Annotated in this window: 22 protein-coding genes and 2 pseudogenes; 19 read left to right on the top strand and 5 right to left on the bottom strand. The window is 31.8% G+C overall.

What is annotated here, in order from left to right:
• A pseudogene (locus ED2_RS16110) lies at positions 1–449 on the top strand (DNA-binding protein); the annotation flags it as partial.
• Between the two features lie 29 nt (positions 450–478).
• Entirely contained in the window at positions 479–598 is a 120-nt protein-coding gene (locus ED2_RS16215; RefSeq protein WP_164703925.1) for a restriction endonuclease subunit S, read from the top strand.
• 29 nt (positions 599–627) lie between these two features.
• Here ED2_RS16215 and ED2_RS11160 read toward each other — a convergent pair whose 3' ends face one another.
• Positions 628–1,308, bottom strand: coding sequence for an IS6-like element IS1216 family transposase (locus ED2_RS11160; RefSeq protein ID WP_016252675.1), 681 nt, complete (start codon positions 1,306–1,308; stop codon positions 628–630).
• 41 nt (positions 1,309–1,349) lie between these two features.
• Here ED2_RS11160 and ED2_RS11155 point away from each other — a divergent pair, with 41 nt between their 5' ends.
• From ED2_RS11155 to ED2_RS11090, 14 genes and pseudogenes are all read left to right on the top strand, one after another.
• Positions 1,350–2,111: a hypothetical protein gene (locus ED2_RS11155; RefSeq protein WP_016177633.1), complete on the top strand. Its 762-nt coding sequence runs from the start codon at positions 1,350–1,352 to the stop codon at positions 2,109–2,111.
• A gap of 169 nt (positions 2,112–2,280) precedes the next feature.
• Positions 2,281–2,419, top strand: a pseudogene (locus ED2_RS16105) (putative holin-like toxin).
• Positions 2,420–2,671: 252 nt separating this feature from the next.
• Complete coding sequence (locus tag ED2_RS11150; RefSeq protein WP_016177634.1) at positions 2,672–3,151, top strand: hypothetical protein; 480 nt, start codon at positions 2,672–2,674, stop codon at positions 3,149–3,151.
• Complete coding sequence (locus ED2_RS11145; protein ID WP_016177635.1) at positions 3,151–3,792, top strand: hypothetical protein; 642 nt, start codon at positions 3,151–3,153, stop codon at positions 3,790–3,792. Before ED2_RS11150 ends, ED2_RS11145 begins: the two co-directional genes overlap by 1 nt.
• A 14-nt stretch (positions 3,793–3,806) precedes the next feature.
• Positions 3,807–4,739: a hypothetical protein gene (locus ED2_RS11140; RefSeq protein WP_060789799.1), complete on the top strand. Its 933-nt coding sequence runs from the start codon at positions 3,807–3,809 to the stop codon at positions 4,737–4,739.
• 129 nt (positions 4,740–4,868) lie between these two features.
• Positions 4,869–5,492, top strand: coding sequence for a recombinase family protein (locus ED2_RS11135; RefSeq protein WP_010721127.1), 624 nt, complete (start codon positions 4,869–4,871; stop codon positions 5,490–5,492).
• 358 nt (positions 5,493–5,850) lie between these two features.
• Positions 5,851–6,117 carry a hypothetical protein gene (locus tag ED2_RS11125; RefSeq protein WP_231373190.1) on the top strand — a complete coding sequence of 89 codons (267 nt, stop codon included), beginning with the start codon at positions 5,851–5,853 and terminating at the stop codon, positions 6,115–6,117.
• A 344-nt stretch (positions 6,118–6,461) separates the two neighbouring features.
• Positions 6,462–6,596, top strand: coding sequence for a hypothetical protein (locus tag ED2_RS11120; protein WP_016177638.1), 135 nt, complete (start codon positions 6,462–6,464; stop codon positions 6,594–6,596).
• Positions 6,597–6,608: 12 nt separating this feature from the next.
• Entirely contained in the window at positions 6,609–6,905 is a 297-nt protein-coding gene (locus ED2_RS11115; protein ID WP_016177639.1) for a JAB domain-containing protein, read from the top strand.
• A gap of 223 nt (positions 6,906–7,128) precedes the next feature.
• The gene (locus ED2_RS11110; protein WP_010721123.1) at positions 7,129–7,875 is read left to right on the top strand and encodes an N-6 DNA methylase; all 747 of its coding nucleotides are present in this window, start codon (positions 7,129–7,131) and stop codon (positions 7,873–7,875) included.
• Positions 7,868–12,238, top strand: a complete 4,371-nt coding sequence (locus ED2_RS11105; RefSeq protein WP_016177640.1) for an Eco57I restriction-modification methylase domain-containing protein — start codon at positions 7,868–7,870, stop codon at positions 12,236–12,238. Before ED2_RS11110 ends, ED2_RS11105 begins: the two co-directional genes overlap by 8 nt.
• 659 nt (positions 12,239–12,897) lie before the next feature.
• Entirely contained in the window at positions 12,898–14,223 is a 1,326-nt protein-coding gene (locus tag ED2_RS11100) for a Y-family DNA polymerase (protein WP_016177641.1), read from the top strand.
• Entirely contained in the window at positions 14,216–14,566 is a 351-nt protein-coding gene (locus ED2_RS11095) for a hypothetical protein (protein ID WP_002290348.1), read from the top strand. Before ED2_RS11100 ends, ED2_RS11095 begins: the two co-directional genes overlap by 8 nt.
• Positions 14,567–14,706: 140 nt before the next feature.
• The gene (locus ED2_RS11090; protein WP_016177642.1) at positions 14,707–15,216 is read left to right on the top strand and encodes a hypothetical protein; all 510 of its coding nucleotides are present in this window, start codon (positions 14,707–14,709) and stop codon (positions 15,214–15,216) included.
• A gap of 450 nt (positions 15,217–15,666) precedes the next feature.
• On the opposite strand, the gene ED2_RS11085 is transcribed toward ED2_RS11090, so the two are convergent.
• Together ED2_RS11085 and ED2_RS11080 are read right to left on the bottom strand one after the other, a co-directional pair.
• On the bottom strand, positions 15,667–16,074 hold the full coding sequence (locus tag ED2_RS11085; protein WP_002307501.1) for a type II toxin-antitoxin system death-on-curing family toxin: 408 nt from the start codon (positions 16,072–16,074) through the stop codon (positions 15,667–15,669).
• A complete protein-coding gene (locus ED2_RS11080) occupies positions 16,071–16,304 on the bottom strand; it encodes an AbrB/MazE/SpoVT family DNA-binding domain-containing protein (protein WP_002295764.1) in 234 nt (77 codons plus the stop codon). The genes ED2_RS11085 and ED2_RS11080 overlap by 4 nt, the downstream gene beginning before the upstream one ends.
• Positions 16,305–16,631: 327 nt before the next feature.
• Here ED2_RS11080 and xerS point away from each other — a divergent pair, with 327 nt between their 5' ends.
• Complete coding sequence (xerS, locus tag ED2_RS11075) at positions 16,632–17,717, top strand: tyrosine recombinase XerS (protein ID WP_016177643.1); 1,086 nt, start codon at positions 16,632–16,634, stop codon at positions 17,715–17,717.
• 251 nt (positions 17,718–17,968) lie between these two features.
• Positions 17,969–19,147 carry an IS256-like element ISEf1 family transposase gene (locus ED2_RS11070; RefSeq protein ID WP_016177644.1) on the top strand — a complete coding sequence of 393 codons (1,179 nt, stop codon included), beginning with the start codon at positions 17,969–17,971 and terminating at the stop codon, positions 19,145–19,147.
• Positions 19,148–19,415: 268 nt separating this feature from the next.
• On the opposite strand, the gene ED2_RS11065 is transcribed toward ED2_RS11070, so the two are convergent.
• Positions 19,416–19,661 carry an ATP-binding cassette domain-containing protein gene (locus ED2_RS11065; RefSeq protein ID WP_016177646.1) on the bottom strand — a complete coding sequence of 82 codons (246 nt, stop codon included), beginning with the start codon at positions 19,659–19,661 and terminating at the stop codon, positions 19,416–19,418.
• Between the two features lie 408 nt (positions 19,662–20,069).
• On the opposite strand from ED2_RS11065, the gene ED2_RS11060 reads away from it, so the two are divergent.
• A complete protein-coding gene (locus tag ED2_RS11060) occupies positions 20,070–20,354 on the top strand; it encodes a helix-turn-helix domain-containing protein (protein ID WP_016177647.1) in 285 nt (94 codons plus the stop codon).
• A 942-nt stretch (positions 20,355–21,296) separates the two neighbouring features.
• Here ED2_RS11060 and ED2_RS11055 read toward each other — a convergent pair.
• Positions 21,297–21,851, bottom strand: coding sequence for a tyrosine-type recombinase/integrase (locus ED2_RS11055; RefSeq protein ID WP_002290383.1), 555 nt, complete (start codon positions 21,849–21,851; stop codon positions 21,297–21,299).
• Positions 21,852–22,237 lie beyond the last annotated feature (386 nt).

Below are 22,237 nucleotides of genomic sequence, written 5' to 3'. Positions count from 1 at the left end.
ATAAATCACTGACAAATAAAAGTAGACAAAAAAATGATAGAGGAATTGTTGCTTTGTCTATCGAAGAACAGCGATTTATAAGGTCTAAGGTAGACAAACAAACAGACAAAGAGACTAAATGAGATATTCACAACTATTTAATTAGTGAACTTGATGAAGTTAAGAAAAATAGAGATAAACAATTGGCAGTTAAGGGTAAGCAGTTAGAAAATAAAGATTCACAAATAGCTCAAATGCAATACTTACTAGACCAGCAACAGCGATTAGCCTTGCAAGACAAAAAGCTGCTGGAGGAGTACAAAGCAGAAATTAAAGATTTGAAAGCCTTAGCGATGCCGAGTCGTGAGGTAGAAGAAGATGTGGCGTCACCAAGTGAATCGGAACCAGAAACTCAACCAGCAGAAGCGAAAACCAAACCAAAAAAGTGGTGGCGGTTTGGGAAGTCGTAACAACTAAAAAATATAAGAAGAATAGTTAGATGACGGAAGATAAATTTGGCCAAGAAAAAATAGGCTCATTCTTCAAACAGTTAGACGCCACTATCGCTCTTCATCAACGTAAGTTAGATTTACTGGTTCTGTTGCAAAGTTTTAAATAAAGAATAAAATCCCTTACGGTATCTATGATTTAAGCTGGGATTCCCAATAATACCTTGATTTCAGTACAGACCGAAAACCCGAAGAGAGTGCCTTCTTTTCGGGTTTTCTTATATAATCCTCGAATGGCTTCCATGCCTTTAATCGTGGTAGAGGCAGTGCGTAAACTTCGATAGAATTTATTGCGTCTCTTTACTGGACGATGGTCTTGTTCAATCAAATTATTCAGGTATTTAATGGTACGATGTTCTGTCCCTTGATAAAAGCCGTATTCTTTTAGTTTCTTAAAGGCACTTGTAATAGAGGGGGCTTTATCTGTGACTACAACCTTCGGTTCATCAAACTGCTTCACTAACCGCTTAAGAAAAGCATAGGCTGCTTGTGTGTCCCGTTTTTTACGTAACCAAATATCCAAGGTTAAACCATCTGCATCGATGGCTCGATACAAATAATGCCATTTTCCTTTAATTTTGATGTACGTTTCATCCATTTTCCATGAATAAAAGGGTTTTTTATTTTTCTTTTTCCAAATTTGATAGAGTAGTTTGCCATATTCTTGCACCCAACGATAAATCGTCGTATGAGAAACGTTAATGCCACGATCATATAAGATTTCTTGAACTTCACGATAGCTAAGGTTATAACGAAGATAGTAGCCCACGGCTACAATAATCACATCCTGCTGAAATTGCTTTCCTTTAAAATGATTCATCGTCATTCCTCCTGCTATCTTTTTCTATTATTCTACCTTATTTGATAGTAGATTTAAAACATTGCAACAGAACCAAATTACCTTATCAAAAATTTACTGGACGTTCTTTAATCAGTAGTTTAAAAGAAACTCCTGAATTACTTGATGTGTTTCTAAAACCTAAATTTGATCAGCTACATTATCAATCAAGAAAACGATATACTAATCAATTAGTCGAAGCTTTAAATACGATTCGTGAAGAAAAAATAGTTTCAGCTTCACAATTAGAACAGAGATTGAATGAAATAGTTGAGCAAAAAAACCAAGCAAAAGAGAAAATAGCTGAGATTGATGGAAAAATAAAAAATTATAATAATGTCGCAAAACTTTTAGTAACTTACGAAAAATATTTACCGATCATGAATGAAATTGAGCGTGCTACGATGCTTCAAAAAATTAAATTAGAACAAAAGTACAAAGAAGAAGTACGCCAATTTAAGTTTGCTGAAAAGAAATTACTAGCTTCAGATAATCTACGTCCTGATTTAACGAAAGAAAAGATAATATCTGTGGCGAAAAATCAAGAGAAACAGAGGAAACGACTTATAGAGGGCTATAAGCATTATGAAAATAAATTAAATAGATTGATCGATGTTCAAGAAATATTGCAAGAACTAGATAGAAATGGATTATTTGATCTTAGTGGTTATCGTTTGATTAATAGAGAAGAAAAGCTAACGGACAAGATCGAGAAGTATGAAAAAGAAGTAGAAGAAACTCAACAAAAAAATGCAAAAGAGAAGAGGAAGGAACATGAAATATAAATAACTAAAAACACTATCTATTCCGAAAAGTGAAAATATTTCTTCATAAAATAATCAACATATTTAAAAAATTTAATCAGCCTTTTTGTCGAGATAAAGTCCTTCATTCTATGATATGATGGTACTGTAGTAAGTTTATGACGGTGGCTACTCAGGGGGTGATGCCTATGTGCATTTTCCTACTTCGTAGAAGGGAGTAGCATTTTTTGTCTGTTGCTGAAGCAATTGGTTTAATGATTCAATTTGGATCATTCGTCCTTGCTTTAGTCGGCATTATGCTGACAATTAGCAAAAACAACAAAAAATAAACCCGTCATAATCTTTGGCTAGAGATGACGAGTTTATAAAACTTATATAAAATCCAAGCTACCGTCTTAAACGGGCTACGGATAAGGAGTTATGTTAGAGCATAGCTCCTTATTTATATACATTATAACTTAGATGAAGAAAAAAGTGAAGAAATAGAGGTTAGTCTTTGAACTTTATTTTTATTATATATAGGTTTCTGTGGTAGATTTAATTTAAATAATATAAAATAAATTAAAAGGGGGGAATAATTGATGAAACAATCTAAGATATTTAGAAAAATAGACAATGGAATATATTATTTTAAGATTGTTGAATATAGCCCAAATCAAGTTTATTCTGAATTAGTTCTTCAAGAAAAGCAAAAAGGATTTCGTCAAGTAATTATTAACTCTGAAATAATGATAAAAATATTATCTAAAGTTTTAACAAAAGAAGATTTCGTTGTAAGGGAAATCAAATTTAATAGTACTGTAGATAAAGATTATCAAGAAGAAATTAATGAGATATGTAAATCTATTACCAGTGATAGATCAGAATTAGGTAATTTAATTGCTAAATTAGCATGGGCTTCAGAAAGAAACTCTATTGATGTTGAAATGATTGATATGGCATATAAAAGTTCTGATAATTTCTATTCTATTAAAGTTATTTGTAATGGAGTTTTATCAGGCAGTGATCCTGCAAATTTTTTTGATGATCATCTCTTAAAAATACTTGAGGAAAATTTTTAATGACTTTCAAAACTAAAATTATAAATAATATAAAATCTCCGTTAGTTGTCATCATAAGTGCTATATTCGCTACTTTTATTTTTTCATTCGGTAAATTATTTCTTAATGATAATAGTTATCATCAGGTTATTTGGGTGATTGACACGTCTATATATTCATATTTATTTGGATTAATCTTTGATTTTATTGCAGAGTATATTAATAAATTCAGAACTATTGTAGAATTTTCGTTTTATAACGCAAAACAAGAAAGCAATACTTTAATCTTGAAAAATGATCAAGAGTATAAAACTGTTAGTCTACAAATAAATATTAGAGGGTGCGGATATAATTTAAAGAACGATTTCAGAATATATGAGCCTAATGGCATGACTTTACAGATCGCTAACAGTCCTAATTTTATAAGTACTTCTAACGGATCTTATTATGAATTAGATTTATTGAAATTAATCGGATTAGGTACTGAAAAAAAAGTAAAACCTGATTTAAATATTGAACGTTCAGTAGAATTTCAAGTTACTTTAGATAGTTATGATAGTAGTTACAAAGATAATTTAAAAATAGATATAAAAAGGAAAAATTTCTTTCGATCTATATTATTACTTTCTGTTAAACAAAAAAAAATGACTATAAAGTGTTAAGGAGAGAAAATTTTTTGACTTATTCAATATGGACAGATACTACCAATAAAAGTTTGGATGAAATCATTAATAATGCAATAAATTATAACGAATGGCATACTGTTGAAAAAGACGGTTTTGATAATTCAGATTTAAATTTTTTAATTAGAAAAAGATTTAATGAAAATTATAATATTGAGGATACTAATATTACATTTAATGTTCTTGATTATGAAATGGAAAAAATTAGACCTAGAGAAGCTCGAAATCCTATACGAACAACACGAGTTCAATCTATCACAGGATTTATTATAGTATTTACTGACGGAAATATAACTAAATATATAATAAATAAATCTTATTCTGATAATACTAAAACCATTTTAAGAAAAATAAATAATTACGAGAAGCAACTTGAAATTATTGAAAATAGAATTAACATTGATTCCGATTTGTTTTTTTGGGTAGTTAATAAAGTTATTGATTTTCCAGGGATACAAATTGGTGAAGCACAAAATATGATGCTTGAACTTGTAACAGGTTTTAAAGGTGAAACTGATGATAAATTAGCTGAAATATCAGGGTCTGGAGACAGAGTTCTAAATTTACTAAGTACTTTGACGTTTTTATTAGAAAATGAAAGGCTTTCTCGAATTGAACTATTGTTACAACATTCAAATCAAACTTACGGATTAAAACTTGGAATTAATAGTTATATTGATATAATTGAAGAATGTTATATGGGAGACGACATGTTACTTCCAGAAGATATAAAATTACCACTAATAGTATTAAAAGTTTTTCTAACAGTTATTCCCGATTTACTAAATATATATGATCAAGATATTAATGAACATAGTTGGAATAACGATAAAAAAAGAGAGTTTCTAAATTCTATTGGAGAAATAATTCAGGTAAGGATTAAACAAAAACTAGGTATATCTGAAGATGTTTCTAATGGTTCCTAAGAGTATACTCTAATGGTACAAATCCATATTTGCTTAAAGCGTTGATTTTTCAGCGTTTTTTCTTTATTGCAAAGTGTACCCTAAGACCTGTATACTAATAGTAAATAGATTGGATAGGAATGATGGCAAATGTATTTAGCTTATTTAAGAGTTTCTTCCGACGATCAAAGTTTAGCTCGGCAACATAAGCTAATTGAAAACTGGACAGTCAAAAATAATATTGCTGAAGACGATTTAAAAATTTTCGAGGAAAAAGTCTCTGGAAAAAATATTGAAAACAGACCAGAGCTGCAAGAGCTTATTTCTTTCATACGTGAACGAGATACGATTATTATTCCTAGTCTTGATCGATTAGCAAGAAATAGTAAAGATACAAAAGACTTACTTCAATTGTTTCGTAGTAAAGGTGCTTCTATTGAAATATTAGACCTACCGTCGTTTAATGGGGTAACTGACCCTGCATTAAGAGACTTGCTAACAAATTTAGTCATAGAAGTGTTTAGCTATGTTGCTGAAAACGAACGGAAAAAAATCAAAGAGCGTCAAAAACAAGGCATTGAAATTGCAAAGAAAAATGGTCGTTATACTGGTAAAAAGATTCAATACCATGCCAATGCAACAGGAAAAAACAAATTGATTTACGATGAAATTGTTGATGGTCTGAAGAAAAAAGAAACTATTTCTAAAATAGCAAAGAACGCAGGAGTTACAAGAAAAACCGTTTATCGAGTAAAAAGAGATTTAGGAATGTAATATGTTCCAGTTAGAAAGAAGCGTAAATAATGCAAGAAATAGAAATCGGTAAAATTTATTATTGTGAAGTTCCTAGTTTGGAAGGTTCTTTTGAAGTTCAAGTTTTACAAATGCTAAAAGACAACTGTGTTTTAGTGAGAGTCGTACGTTGTACATTAATGCAAAGTAAATATTTAAAGAAAAACAAATATCGTTTTATTGTCAATATCAAGTCCCTAAAAGGACGATCGTTACACTTTTAATAAAGAGATGGAGGACTAAATAAAAATGAAGAATAAACTGACAGTATTAATTTGTGCAACCATTTTGTCAACGTGGGCAGTCCCTACACAAAATGCTTTTGCAGAAGAAACAGGAAATGATAGCTAGCATGACGGATGTTGATAGAAGACAGCAAGAGATTGATGACATGTATGATTATAAAGTACCTGCATTAAATAAAATTAGAGAAGACAAATTGGAAATGTGTTTTAGAAAGTTGTTTCCCGATGTTAAGTTTGATATGGAACACTTAGAAAAGATTTTGTTTACAGTAAACGAACCATCCATGCATTCAGATTTTGAATACGGACAAGCCATAGTTGACTTGAAGGAAAAGGCTTATATAAAAAATTATAAAGATTGAAAGATTTTTAAATGATAGGGATCAAACTGGAGTAGGTATATCCGTCAGATTTTTCCTTTTCAGTTCTCCTCATTATAATCTTCTAATTCGTCTGTAAAGTAGAGACGAATTAGAAGATTATATAAAGGGTCATCGTTCTTCGGATGTTTTGAGTCAGCCAAGTAGGATAAGGGTGCATAGAAAAGCAAATTTCGCTTTTAACGCACCCTAATTCATTAGGCTTCCCCAAAACATATACGAATCACTTGATAGCTTTGCTACTTACGCCACTTGACATTAATCGATGCGAAGATTCTCTCTGTGGTGACCAAAAAGGTCAAAAAATAATAGAGAGGTTGATCTAGATGAAAACCATTTTAGAGATTGTACGCATTGAACAAGTAATTCGAGAGGCAGAAGAAGGAGTAAATTACATTATTCGCAGTCCAGAAGATGGAGCAAAAATAACGTCTCGCTTTATTGGTCGTGATGATCGATAAGTGTTTTTTGTTATGTGTTTAAATACGAGAAATAATGTTGTTGCAGTTCACCGTTGTCATGTTGGTTCTTTGAATGCCTCACTAGTACATCCACGCGAGGTGTTTAAATCAGCAATCCTCAATAACGCAGCAAGTGTCATTGTAGCGCATCAGCATCCAAGTGATGATATAACACCATCGAAGGAAGATATTAACGTTACAAAGAGATTAGTCGAAGCCGGAAAGTTACTAGGCATCGAAGTACTTGATCATTTAGTAGTAAACAGTGATAACGGTTTTACTAGCCTGAAAGAAAGAGGTTATATTTAAAAGGGAGAACAATTCCCTTTTTTTTCTTCAAGAATTATTCCGTAGAATTTCTTCAAACGAATTTAGTAAAGTATTTTATGATAGAATAGAACTAGATAAAAATGGTATAGATACACTATAAGATACAAGAATTTATCTCCTACTCTAAAAAAATAAAATTAAAAAACGTCTCATATTAAATATAAAAAACGAAAGAAGTGACAAAGAAAGGAGGGTACTATGTTTGAATGAGGAAATTATTAAATCTAAGCTTCGTGTTCAAAAACATGGAGAAGTATTTACCCCTAAAAGAATAGTAAAAAAAATGCTAAATATACCCGAGATAAAAGAGGCTTGTGAAAATTTAACAGCAACGTTTTTAGAACCGGCTGCTGGAGAAGGCGCTTTTTTAGTAGTAATACTCGAGAGAAAGTTAAACATGGTATCTAAAAAATACAATAACGATTTAATTCAATATGAAAATTATTCTTTGCTCGCCCTGACAACACTATACGGAATTGAATTATTGGAAGATAATGCCCAAATATGTGTGATGAACATGTTTCAACAATACTATGATAACTACAAAGAACAAGTTGAACATCATAATGGAGAATTAAAGAAAAAAGTATTAGATAGTGCAAAGAAAATTATTTCATTAAATATTGTTAATGGTAATTTTTTAACGAGAAAGTCGAGAGATGGAGATCCTTTAGTATTCAGCGAATGGCAACCTGTTAACATGAGGAAAACATCGAAAAATATTAAAATACAAAGAACAGAGTATACATTGGATGAAGTATATGGAAGTGTAAAAAAAGAAAATGGTCGAGCAATTAATAATTTAATACAGGAGCCAGTACAACTAGATTTGTTTGATTTTTGGGAAGATGAAATTGAAAACATACATGAAGTGCAAAAAGAAATGCGATATATACCTGTCAAAATAATCGATGTTTATAAAGAGGAGATGGAGGAAGCAGATGGATAAGACAGTAATTAAGCCTTTTGAAGAAATTAAATATAAAGTGTATGGTTATACCTTACCCGAAGTCCCAAATCATAATGGTTATGTGAAAATTGGTGATACGACACGTGAAGTTGTAACGAGAATTTTTGAACAAGTAGGCACAGCTGGATTAAACCCTAAAATATTATTTGAGAAAGTAGCTCGAAAATCTGATGGAGAATGGTTTCGTGATAAGGATTTACATCGGTTTCTTATTTTAAACGGAATAGAGAAAAAGGATTTTAATAGTCGTGCTGATGAGTGGTTCTATTTTAATGGAACGCTGGAAAAGGCTGAAGAGTTAACGAATAAATTTATTAACCGTGATTATGATGAAATACAAATTGACGACAAACGTTCGGATTATGTATTAAGAAATGAACAACAACAAGCAGTTGAAAAAACTTATGAGTATTATCAAAGTAATCAGGAGCCAAAAGAGTTTCTATGGAATGCTAAGCCGCGTTTTGGGAAAACGTTAACAACTTATGATTTTATAAGAAATTTAAATGCAAGAAATGTTTTAATTGTAACCAATAGACCGGCAATCGCGAATTCATGGTTCGATGATTTTAACAAATTCATAGCTTGGCAAGAGCCACAAATGAAGTTCGTATCGGAAACAGATGCACTAAATGGAAAAGCGATGACTAGAGATCAGTATCTTGAATTTATTGATACAACTTCTCATGCTAATCCCACGCAAATTGCCTTTATTTCATTGCAGGACCTAAAGGGTGCTGAATTTGCAGGGGGTATGTATAAGAAACTAGAATGGGTAGCTGGACTAAACTGGGACTTGCTCGTAATTGATGAAGCTCATGAAGGAATCGATACTAGAAAAACTGATATAGCATTTAGCCAATTAAAAAGAGACTTTACCCTGCATTTATCAGGCACTCCGTTTAAAGCCTTAGCTAAAGGTGATTTTTCTGAAGAACAAATATTTAATTGGTCGTATGTAGATGAACAAGAAGCTAAAGAAAACTGGGATCCAACAATTGGTAGCAATCCTTACGAAAGTTTACCTACTTTAAATTTATTCACGTATCAAATGAGTAAAATGATAGAAGATGAAGTATCGGCAGGATTAACAATAGAGGAAGAAAAAAACGTTGATTATGCATTTGATTTAAATGAATTTTTTAGAGTGAAAGAAAATGGACGATTTGAGTATGAAGAAAGTGTTGTTCGCTTTTTAGACAATCTATCTTCAGGGAAGTTTCCATTTTCTGAAAATCAATATCGTAATGAACTAAATCATACATTTTGGCTTCTACCACGTGTGAATGCGGCAAAAGCACTTGAAAAATTATTAAACTCTCATCCAACATTCAAAGATTATAAAGTAGTACTTGCAGCAGGAGATGGTGTTAGTTTACATGATGGCGTAGAAGCAGAAGCGCTTGATTTGAAAGAAAATACAAAAAGCTTTGATAAAGTTAGAAATGCAATTGAGCAAAATGATAAGACAATAACACTTTCTGTGGGTCAACTGACGACTGGTGTGACGATTCCAGAATGGACAGCTGTATTAATGTTAAATAATATTGAGTCTCCTAGTTTATATTTTCAGGCTGCATTTAGGTCACAAAACCCTTATGAATATGAGGAAGATGGTAAACTTTTTAGAAAAGAAAATGCGTATATCTTTGACTTTTCACCAGATCGAACATTAAGACTTTATGATGAATTTGCTAACAACTTGTCTAGTGGTAGTTCTAAAACAAGCGAGGAAAGAAAGCGCAAAATAAAGAAGTTATTAAATTTCTTTCCAGTAATTGCTGAAGACGAAGAAGGTACAATGCACGAAATAGATGCATCTGAAGTATTAACGATACCTACACGAATTACTTCACGAGAAGTTGTTAAAAGAGGCTTTATGAGTAACTTACTATTTGCTAATATATCGGGTATCTTTTCAGGAGATTCACCATTTAAAGAGATTTTAGATAAAATACCACCTGAGAAAAATAAAAGATTAGAGAAACCGAGAGAAATACCTGTCACAAATCCACATTTAAATGACGATGGAGAAGTAGAAATACCAAAAGAAGTAGTGATAGGCAAATCGAAGGAACTATTTGGTGAAAAAATATATACAACAATTGAGGTCGTTGATGATGTTGTATCTTCATTAGAAGAAGCTGAAGAAAAGCAGAAAGAATCTATTAAAAGATTAGCTAAAAATATAACAGAGTCATTTTCAGAAGGCTTTACTAGGCTGAAAGATTCTTTTAATTTAAACAAAGGACAAACTGATAAATTAAAAGATTCAGTAAATAATTCCATCGAAGATATTATCAATGAAAAGAGTTTAACTTTAAGTAATCAAGTAAAAGAATTAGAAAAAGAATATGAAAGCAAAATACAAGAAGTAGAAACAATAAAAGATGAGAGTATATTAAAAGCAGCAACTCACCACTATGAAAAACAGAAACAAAAAATTGAGGAGTCTTTTACAGAAGAAATTAACAAAGAAGTTGAAAAAACGATCAATACTGTTGTGGAAGAACAAATAGAAAAAGTGGAAGAAAAGAAAAAGAAGACAACAGAAGATGATGTTCGAGATCATTTACGAGGATTTGCCCGTACAATTCCTGCATTCTTAATGGCATACGGAGTTGAAGATACAAGATTAGAAAATTTTGAGGTTAATATTGATGAAGCCACATTCGAAGATTTGACGAGTATTACAATAGAGGAATTCAAGAGGCTCCGTGATGGATTTGAGTATCCAGATAATAATGGGGAAACTAAAGTTATCCCAGGATTATTCAATGAAGTTGTATTTAATGCTAGTATCCAGGAATTTTTGGAGACAAAAAACCGTTTGGCAAATTATTTTGATGATAGCTTGCAAGAGGACATTTTTGATTATATCCCACCACAGAAAACAAATCAGATATTTACACCAAGACGTGTTGTAAAATCGATGGTAGATTCCTTAGAAAAAAGAATTCCAGGAATTTTTTCGGATAAAACAAGGAAATTTGCAGACTTATATGTTAAAAGCGGTATGTACATTACAGAAATAGTCAAGAGATTAAATCATGGATTAAAAGATCAGATTCCAAATCAACAGGAACGTATTAAATGGATTCTTGAAAATCAAGTTTATGCATGTGCTCCAAGTAATATTATTTATAATATTGCCAAGAACTACATATTGGGAGAAATGGAGCATGTTTCTAATACAAATATTATTGAACTTGATACACTGGCTTTGGCAAAGGAAGCAAAGTTATCAGAATGTATTTATAAGGAATTCGGAGATGTTAAGATGAAATTTGATGTAATTATAGGAAATCCTCCATATCAAGAAGAAAATACTGAAAGGAATAGAGATGACGCTATCTATCACTTATTCTTAGATGAGGCGTACAAGATCGCAGAGAAGGTTGTTATGATTACGCCAGCAAGATTTTTATTTAATGTTGGATCGACTCCAAAAATTTGGAATGAAAAAATGCTAAATGATAAACACTTATCTGTTGAAATGTATGAACGGAAAAGTGAAAAAATCTTTCCTAATACATCGATTATTGGTGGAATCGCAGTCACTTATCGTGATGCCTCAAAAATCCTAGGACCTATTGGAACTTTTACACCGTATCAAGAATTAAATTCAATATTGAGTAAAGTAAAAGAAATTAACCAAGAAAGTAACTTTAGTTCACTGATGTTCGTACAAAATAAATTTAATTTAGATAAGCTATATCGTGATTTTCCAGATTTTGAAACACGTCTTGGAGGAAATGGACGTGAACGCCGTTTAACATCTTCAATATTTAATGTATTACCTGAAATTTTTTCAGATAAAAAAACAGAAGAACATAATCTGGCAATTTACGGTAGAGAAAATAATAAGCGAACATATAAATATGTCTCTAAAGAATATATTGAGGAACATCCAAATATGTATAAATGGAAGGTTTTTGTTCCAGCAGCAAATGGTGCTTCGGGTACAATAGGAGATAGTCCAGCAAGAATTATTAGTTTCCCGGTCTTAGGTGAACCTAATTCTGGTCATACCCAAACCTTTATAAGTTTAGGAGCTTTTGATACGAAGTTTGAAGGTGAAGCGTTGTTAAAATACATCAAGTCAAAATTCGCCCGTGCGATGCTAGGTGTATTAAAAGTAACGCAAAATAATAAGACTCAAGAAACATGGTCAAAAGTGCCTGTATTAGATTTCACAAAAGATTCTGATATCGATTGGGAGAAACCCTTGCCTGAAATTGATCAGAGTATATATAAAAAATTTAGTTTGAATCAAAATGAGATTGATTTTATAGAAAACCATATAACGTACCTTGATGAAGAAAGTTTAAATAATTTATAAGTCAAGATAGACACTTGTGATTAAAAAAGTAATTGTATTCAACTGGCATCTATTTTTGGTTCAAATTGGTTCAAGTAATATCAATATCAATCTATTTCCATACATTTTTATCTATATAACATTTCCCAAAACGTTGATATAAATGGATTAGGATGTATTCAACACACGTCGTATTTTTATATTTGCTATAGCTGTTGCTATAATTGTTAATTTGCTATAGCTGTTGCTATAATTGTTAATATGCTAAGCGGGGGGAAATTATACAAATCTCGTTTATTTTTAGTGTTAGTCTTAGTTGTCTTAGACATAATAGAGTCTTAAAAAAAATAAATGGACTATAGATTAAAAGGCTAGATACGATTCAAGAAAAAATGTGGTAATTAATTCGCCTTGTATGCTTTAAGACCATTTGTTAATATTAAGGAACGGAACTCTCAAAAAATTCCGTACTCTAATTTGCAGGCTCTCACTCTTTAGAGTGAGAGTTTTTATTAGATTTTCAAATTATTTAATAAAGTGACACAATGAGTTAATCATACAAATCAAAAGAAGAAGCAGGGTAAGAGTTTACCTACGCTTCTTTTTTTGTGTGTTTAGCTATTTCTTCTTTACAATATCGAACATACGTTTGTATAATGTGGAAAGAAGGGGTGTTATTCATGCTTGATTATTCGAAAGAACCAGTAAATGATTATTTTCTAATCGACATGAAGTCTTTTTATGCGAGTGTCGAATGTATAGAAAGAAATTTAGATCCATTAACAACAGAACTTGTTGTTATGAGTCGAGCTGACAATACTGGTTCAGGATTGATATTAGCTTCTTCTCCTGAAGCAAAAAAGCGGTATGGTATTACAAATGTGAGTAGACAACGTGATTTACCACAACCATTTCCTAAAACACTACATGTTGTTCCACCACGTATGAAACTATATATCAAGCGAAATATGCAGGTAAATAATATTTTCAGAAGATATGTGGCTGATGAAGATCTACTGATTTACTCGATCGATGAATCAATCTTAAAAGTGACCCGATCACTGAATCTTTTTACGACTGAAGGAACACGAAGCCAACGTAGAAAGAAGTTAGCTCAAATGATCCAAGAACGTATTAAAGAAGATCTAGGATTGATTGCTGCAGTAGGTATCGGAGATAATCCCTTGTTAGCCAAACTTGCCTTAGACAACGAAGCGAAGCACAATGAAGGATTTATTGCCGAATGGACGTATCAAAATGTTCCTGATAAAGTATGGAATATTCCTGAAATGACGGATTTTTGGGGTATTGGCTCTCGAATGAAGAAAAGACTCAATCAGATGGGGATTATGAGCATTAGAGATCTTGCTAACTGGAATCCTTATACGATTAAGAATAGACTAGGTGTGATTGGCTTACAGCTGTACTTCCATGCTAATGGGATCGATCGAACAGATATAGCAATCCCACCAGAACCGACAAAAGAAAAGTCCTATGGTAATTCACAAGTGTTGCCACGTGATTATACTAGAAGAAATGAAATCGAGCTGGTTGTAAAAGAAATGGCGGAACAAGTAGCCATTCGTATCAGACAGCATAATTGTAAAACAGGATGTGTCCATTTAAACATTGGTACATCGATCTTAGAAACGAGACCAGGGTTCTCACACCAGATGAAAATCCCTATCACAGACAATACAAAGGAATTGCAGAATTATTGTCTTTTCTTGTTTGATAAGTATTATGAAGGACAAGAAGTCCGCCACGTCGGAATCACTTACAGCAAGCTATTTTATACTGATTCGCTTCAGCTGGATTTATTTAGTGATCCACAAAAGCAAATTGACGAAGAAAATTTAGATAAAATTATTGACAAGATTCGGCAAAAATATGGTTTTACGTCGATTGTACATGCTTCTTCAATGTTAGAAGGCGCTAGAAGCATTACTAGAAGCACACTTGTTGGTGGTCATGCGGGCGGAAATGGGGGAATTAAAAATGATTGATTACAATGATCGTGGTCGTTTAAAGTGGGCAGGGTTTTATTTATCTGATCATACTGAAGAGATCGATGCGGACAATGAGCAACGTACCAATCATAATTTGGCAAAAGAACAAATGACGACTGAAGATATTGTGAAAGTATTGAACGCTGCAGTCATAAAAAATAGATCAGTATGTATCCAAAAAGAAGAACGAAACGCTGAAGGATACTATCCATACGATATTGTTGGAAAGATCTTAGGTAGTGATGAGCTGGGAATCTACGTTGGAAAAGACAAAATTCACTACGACGAAATACGGCACATTGAATTTTACCAGGATAATAAGTGGAGTCGACTAGAATGAACATTATCCAGCAATATGAGCTAAAGTATATAACATGTATAGTTATATACAAATATTTAGCTTCGGTTAGTATAAACTTAATAAGTGACTTTTTGAGCCAAAAGTAAGGAATTACAAAAAGAGAAAGAAGAGAAGGAAGAATGAAAAAGGTATTATTTGCGGTTAGTTTAGTTGTTAATATAGCACTAGCAGGAGGATTATTTTATACCATTACAGAAATGAATAAGCTTGATGACCAACGGGAAAGCTTAGCAATCAGTAACGAACAATACAAAAGGAAGCTAGATGAAGCTAGCAGCACCAACGTGGACACTCAAGAAGCCGTAGAATCCTCTACAATTGTTTATAGCAATGAATCCAGTGAAACCCTAACAAATTCGGAAAGAAGCACAGCTACAGCTACAGAAACTGTTTCTCAAAAAGCTACTATAACAATAGGAAGTAAAGTATTCACGTTTATAGTAAATGGCTTGACAATAGAACACGATTCTAGCAGAACAGGAAAAATGACCGAGCTTTCTCATGAGTTTCCAGTGATTGTTACTACTCCTAGTGCTACCCTTAACGGTATATTGGTGCAAGACAATAATGATAATAATTGCTATATAATGGTAGACGGTCAAACTCTATACAGAGGAACATACCAATAAATTTTGAGCCTTAATATGACTGATATTTATAAAAAATTCCTGATATTAGAACAAGAATACGCTGTCTTCAAATGTATAATATTACAATAGCACGATATAGCAATATTGTTATATCGTGTTTCATAATAATTAAGAGCTTTAAAATTAGTATTTATTAGATACTTAAAAGCTATTTTAGTATTGATAAATTGTTACCAGCAACAAAAAAGAAGTTACTTAGTGCTAACTTTTGAGCAACTGCTAGAGGAGGTAGGATATGGCTAATTATCCTGTAATTTTTATTGTATTTTCTAGAAATGTAATTATTCTCTTAAACATTCCAGCATATCCAAGTGTATAGAAAATTTACGTTTTCTGTATAGTTGGATTTGAATTATAGCTATTTGTAATTTACTTCAATTATTTCGCTATAGCAGCTAATAACACTATAAAGACACATACAGCAACTCCTTAAATGGGTTTCGTATGTGTCTTTATAGTGTTGATCACTTCATATTTTAGTTGGTCAAAATCCTTATCATATGTAGCAATATATACCACTAAATTTACAGCATCTTTTTGATCAATAGCTAAAAGCTGTCCATTGATTTTCAAAAAGACAAAAGTAGCTAAGAAAGCAGTACGTTTATTTGCATTATGAAAAGGATGTTTCTTTATCAATTGTATAAGTAGGATAGCTGCTTTTTCATAAATCGAAGGATAAACCTCTTCACCAAAAGCTGAGGCTCGAAGTTGTCCTACACACATTTCTAAAGCATTCGCGTCCTTTACACCAATGGGTTCATTAGGAGAGTATTTTTTTATTTGGATCACATTCATTTTTATAACATCTTTGGCTTCTAGGTAATGAACACTCATTTATCGACAAGCTCTCTAAAAGTAGTATCATATTCAGTTAATGCTTGAGATATTGCTACATCGATCTCATCAGATAAGGTTTGTTTTTTTGTAATTGCTGCTCGAAGTTTTTCTTCATCTAAAAAAACCGTATCTCCAGGATTTAACCCATTTTCTTTAAGAAACTCCTTTGAAATAGTTAATACTACTGAATTCCCTACTTCTCTGAATTTTCTTTCTTTGATTGCCATAGTCTTCTCCCCTTTTTTGTTTGTATATACAGTATATACGCTTATTGATTTTAAATCAATCGTAGTCCCTCTCATGTCTAACTCTATAGAAAGATTGTTCTTTCTATATAATTTAGACAATTTAAAAAATTAAGATTGCCTCCTTCTGTTTCCTTTCCTATTCATGTATACCATTTAATTTAAATTATTAAATCTATACCTATTTATCTGCTTTTTTGAAATAAATTAATAAATTTCAGAGTATACCAATTGACAAAACACTCTATAATTGGTATAGTCCAATTATAGAGATACTCCTCTCCCCTACTTATCGAAAGGATGAATAACATGAAAAATACAGAAATATATCAAAAAATAGATACAATCATACTTCATATGCCCGATTATATAAAAGATTTTGTTCAAGATCGTGAGGATAAAGATCAATCACCTCGAACTACTTTAGAATATCTAAAAAATTATAAGCTCTTTTATGAATGGCTTCTGAGTGAGTCTATCGTTCCTGATACTTCAATCACCTCGATAAGACAGTTAACTGCCTATGATCTAAACTTGTACAAATCTCATTTGAAACGTCGCACAAAGGAAAATGTAAAAAAAGAGACAACAAAAACTAAGCTCAAAGATAATAATAACTTAGGTCTATCTACTTCTACTATCAATAGAAATATCACAGCATTAAAGGTTCTATTTAAATATCTTTCGAAAAGTTCCAATAATCCTTTAGGAAAACCATACTTAGAAAATAATCCTATGGATCAAGTAGCAACTATCACAGATAAAACTACGTTAGCTGCCCGTGCAAACGCAATCGAGAAAAAATTATTTCTAGACGAAGATACACAAAATTATCTAGATTATATTGCCAATGAATATAAAAAAACTTTGAGCAAACGAGCTTTGATCTATTATCAACGAGATGTAGAAAGAGACCTGGCGATCAATGCATTGATTTTAGGATCTGGATTAAGACTCTCCGAGGTTGTAAATATTAATTTAGATGACCTATCTTTAGAAAAGAATAATGTGGTAGTAACTAGAAAAGGAAATAAGAGAGACGCAGTAAATATAGCAGCATTTGCAATGGAATATTTAGCTAATTATCTAGCTATTCGGAAAGAACGATATAAAGTAAAAGAAAACGAAAAAGCTTTATTTCTAGCAATTTATCAAGGAGAAGCCAAGCGTATATCCGGTATTGCAATCGAACGAATGGTAGCAAAATATTCAAAAGGCTTTAGAATTCAAGTCAGTCCTCACAAACTGCGTCATACATTAGCTACTAGACTCTACCAACAGACAAATTCATTGGTATTAACTGCCCAACAACTGGGACACTCAAGTACAAATACAACGACTTTATATACTCATATAGATAACGCAGCTACAATCGATGCACTAAATTCACTATAAATATGATAAAAGAAGAATAATGTAGGAAGCTAAAGTAGCTTTATTACATTATTCTTCTTTTATCATCAATTTGCAATTTATAATTTTAATAGCGTTATTTATCAAAAAATGAAATAACCGTTCGAATACTCTCAAATTTTTTGGGAGAGTATAAAATATTTTGTGTAAATGAAAAAATCCATACAAAAAAGGAAGTCCCTTCTGTAGAATAAAGTTAACGACAACCAATTCACAGAAAAGAGGACTTCCCTATGAATGATTTTACTACAGAAATTGTGCAAACTCTAGTCACTAAAGGCGATTTAAATGAATTATTCCGTTCGCACTTAGAAAAAGCGATAAACACACTCCTACGGACTGAATTAACGGCTTTTTTAGATTACGAAAAATATGATCGCACTGGTTTTAATTCAGGTAATTCAAGAAACGGTTCTTACTTTCGATCATTCAAAACCGAATATGGTGAATTAACATTGGAAATACCTAGAGATCGTAATGGTGAGTTTAAACAACAAACTTTACCAGCCTACAAAAGAACAAACGATACATTGGAAACCACTATTATCCATTTATTCGAAAAAGGTGTTACGATGTCTGAAATTGCTGATTTGATCGAAAAAATGTACGGTCATCACTATACTCCACAAACCATGTCCAACATGACTAAAGTTCTGACTGAAGAAGTAAATGCCTTTAAATCCAGAGCCTTAAATGATAAGTATGTCGCTATTTTTATGGACGCTACTTACATTCCACTAAAACGTCAAACCGTATCCAAAGAAGCGATTTATATTGCCATTGGTATACGAGAAGACTGCACTAAAGAAGTACTGAGTTATGCGATTGCTCCAACTGAATCAACATACGTTTGGAATGAGCTGCTACAGGATATTAACTCCAGAGGAGTTCAAGAAGTCTTGCTTTTTATTACGGACGGCTTAAAAGGCATGAAAGATACTATCCATCAAATTTATCCTAAAGCAAAATATCAGCATTGTTGTATCCATGTATCTCGTAATATCGCTCATAAAGTACGTGTCAAAGACCGAAAAGAAATCTGTGATGACTTTAAGGCTGTTTATCAAGCTAACTCAAAAGAAGAAGCGAATACCTTCTTATCCGGCATGATTGAGAAATGGAAGAAAAACTATCCTAAAGTGACGCAGTCACTCATAGAAAACCAAGACTTATTAACTTTTTATGATTTTCCACCTAGCATTCGTAGAACCATTTACTCAACCAATCTAATCGAGTCTTTCAATAAGCAAATTAAAAGATACAGCCGTAGAAAAGAGCAGTTTCAAAATGAAGAATCACTAGAACGCTTTCTAGTCAGCATTTTTGATACATACAATCAAAAATTTCTAAACAGAAGCCATAAAGGTTTTCAACAGGTAACCGATACATTAGTTTCAATGTTTACTGAGTAACTAATTATTTTGCAGGAGGACAATTTATTTACACAAAATTATTGACGCTCCCGTATTACTTTAAAATATTGTGTTTTGTATCGTAATGATTTAACATTAAAATTAATTATATTATTTTCTAATAACATTGTCTCTTTTTCTGGGGATCCTAAAACATACGCAACCTCAGCCATATTCGTATCTCTAATATGACTATTGAAACTCTGTCAAAATATATTTTTGATAGAGTGTTTTTTAGAACTAATTTCTAAAATCGTATTTTCAAACATTACTTATCTAATTCTAAAATTAGGACATCTGGCTTACTCAACAAAGCGCGTATTATTTTGATCTTTTGTTGTTGGCCACTACTAAGTGTAATTCTAAACGGTGTGACTTCATCATCCAGGCTTACATCAAAAGAAAGTAATTCAATGAAATATTTGAGGTGCTGTTGGTCATATTCTTCTAGCCCTTTAATCAAATTACTGTAAACGGACCCCATCTCAGGAAATGATAGATTTTTACTTTCCATAACCAATTCTACAAATTCAGAAACGTTATTTTTTCTACCATCACTAATGCTTTTTGTGAATTAATAAAACTCAAATCAATATCTGGCATATAATTTTCTTTGACCTTTAAAGAAAAAAATCCTTTTTTTTAGCTTTTTCGCTCTTCATTCGCAATGGCTCTCCAAATAATCTCGCTCCAGATTTTCTCATTTGTTTTTCCTTCTTTCACATTAAAATTGGCAAATAATTTTTACCGATAGAAAGTAGATTACTATCAAACTTCTACCTGCGTTATAATTATTTACAAGCTCAGTGCGAGAATTTTAATATAAAATGACAAGCAAGAATTTCTTGCGCGTTGTCAAACCAAGCTTTCTTGAGCAAATACTCATTTTATATTATTTTACTTTTGAAAGGAGATACGTAGAATGTTTGCACAAATTTTAAAAGATCGAAGAGCAGAATTAGGAATCACACAGCAAGATATGGCTGAGAAATTATTTGTCACACGACAAACCGTTTCAAATTGGGAGAATGGAAAAAACTTTCCAGATATTCCCACGCTTATATCAATTAGTGAAAACTATTCTCTATCCCTTGACTATATGTTAAAAGGAGATTCTAAGTACATGAAAAAAGTAGAAGAGGACTATAAGCTGATTAAGAAAAAAAGAAGGAACGTATATCTAGTTATATTATTGCCACGTCCTTAGTATTGATCGTACTACTTTGTTTATCGTATATTTTCTTGAAAGATCATTTCAATGAAAATATTCTAGCTACTATTGTTATTCTCATTTGCATTCCGCTTATTGCTTCTAGTTATATTCTCTATAAATCTTTTTATAGAACCGATAATGATGGGCCACAACCACTTTTTATTCCTAAAGCATATGGCCCGGACTAACAATAAATCCCAATCATCCTATTGGAAAAATTATATGGATCATCATTGGTCTAGGGATTCTAGGTTTACTTTTCTATACGGTACTAAATTTTTAGTCGAATAAAAGCCTCGATCTCAACGTGAAATCAAGGCTTTTCATAAATTCTATTTTCGATTGGACACAAGAACTTGAGTATATTGAACGGAACAAGTCGGAAAAGACACTCAATTGAATCAATGCAACTAAGAAAAACTTTTTAAAAAATCCAAGAAAGAAGATTTCTCTCTCTTTTGAGTAACTTAAAGAATAGCTAACTGCCGTACATAAAGATTACTTAAACTAACTTATGGACTCCATTGAACAATGGTATAAGGACCTTCCACACATATTACGACAACAGGGGTAACTTTAGCTCTAGAGTTACATTTGAAAAGATTTCCGAAGCCTTGTGCTCAAACGTACGTCAACATGCCCCATACGCTTTAAATATTAGCAGATGCCACCTAAAATGAAGTATGCAAAACATTGATTGAAAAATGTTTTGATTATTTTACAGCGTTCGCGTCTTTGAGACCGTATTGATTCTCTTTTTTTAATTTCATCCTTTTCCAACCTAAAAATGTTATTTAATTACTTAGTTTATATAACACGAACCTATACCAAGTACCAGTAACCCCAGCTTTTATTCCGCGAACTTTATGAAATAAAATCGTTCTAGATAAAAATAGCTTTTAATCTTTGTCTTTACTGTTTATAAAAATTTTTAAATTATACACCTAGTTTAAATCCACGAAGTGATGCTCCTATTTCATCTTCAGTTATACCAATGTACCTTTTTGTAATTGCTTGCGAGCTATGATTAAAAATAAACATTAAGGTAGCAATGTCTCTAGTTTTCTTGTAGTAGTGATACCCAAAAGTTTTTCTTAATGTATGTGTTCCTATATCATCTCGTCCTAATTTTTCTGCTATATCTGCATATATCTGATAGACACGATCCCTTGTTATATGTCGACCTTGTTGCCGACTCGGAAATAACCAATCATTTTCTTCTTTACCTTCAGTATATAATAAAATTTCTTCTCTCAAATTATCTATAAAAATCGGTTTTCGCTTACCTGTTTTATGTTCAACAATAATAGGCTTACTTTTGCCTCGTATATCTCCAACTTTTAATCCTATAATATCTGACATACGTAACCCATTATTGATTCCAAACAAAAATAAAAAACTATCTCTTTCCGGATTACTTGTTCTTCTTAGCCAAAACTGAAAATCTTGTATCTCTTCATTTGTCCTTAACGGTTGTACATTATAGCTCACTATTGTTTCCCTTCTTAAAAATATTCTGAGTTAATGATTATGTATATATTTTACCATAATCATTAACTTATATATATAAACTTTTGAAAGTCAATAAAATCAAGGGATTTAGTTTATGATTTTATATCATTTCAGTAACTCAGAATATTCCGACTTTTTTGTACAAAAAAATTAACCTTACTTATATGAAGATTCTAAGCTCTTATTTAAATTTTAGACGGGCAGTTATCCGTAGAAGTTCTTAGAATAGCTAATTTACATAATTAAATTATATGAAATTTAAGTTTGAACAATATACTAAGAACTCCCCTTACTATAAAGTGAAATAAATTAGCATATGAATAACCGTGCTACCAAGCTTTTCATTAATAAAATATTTTTATTAA

Origin of the sequence: Enterococcus durans NBRC 100479 = LMG 10746 (assembly GCF_001544215.1) — a bacterium.
Lineage (GTDB): Bacteria > Bacillota > Bacilli > Lactobacillales > Enterococcaceae > Enterococcus_B > Enterococcus_B durans.
The sequence above is the reverse complement of the archived record's forward strand: the minus strand, read 5'-3'. Positions and strand labels throughout refer to the sequence as shown.